Origin of the sequence: Streptococcus sp. HMSC061E03 (assembly GCF_001813505.1) — a bacterium.
GTDB lineage: Bacteria > Bacillota > Bacilli > Lactobacillales > Streptococcaceae > Streptococcus.
On the sequence record NZ_KV812804.1, the window covers coordinates 1 to 252 of the forward strand.

Below are 252 nucleotides of genomic sequence, written 5' to 3' on the forward strand. Positions count from 1 at the left end.
ATGGCGCGAGACGGAATCGAACCGCCGACACATGGAGCTTCAATCCATTGCTCTACCAACTGAGCTACCGAGCCAAATTGCGGGAGCAGGATTTGAACCTACGACCTTCGGGTTATGAGCCCGACGAGCTACCGAGCTGCTCCATCCCGCGTTAATATTAAGGAGGATGTGGGATTCGAACCCACGCACGCTTTTACACGCCTGACGGTTTTCAAGACCGTTCCCTTCAGCCGGACTTGGGTAATCCTCCAA

3 tRNA genes are annotated in these 252 nt (G+C 54.4%); all 3 read right to left on the bottom strand.

Features of this window, described 5'->3' with window-relative positions:
• Position 1 precedes the first annotated feature (1 nt).
• Positions 2–74: transfer RNA gene (locus tag HMPREF2917_RS10690), tRNA-Phe, on the bottom strand.
• Positions 75–77: 3 nt separating this feature from the next.
• Positions 78–151: transfer RNA gene (locus tag HMPREF2917_RS10695), tRNA-Met, on the bottom strand.
• 9 nt (positions 152–160) lie between these two features.
• Positions 161–250, bottom strand: a tRNA-Ser gene (locus HMPREF2917_RS10700).
• Positions 251–252: the final 2 nt, after the last annotated feature.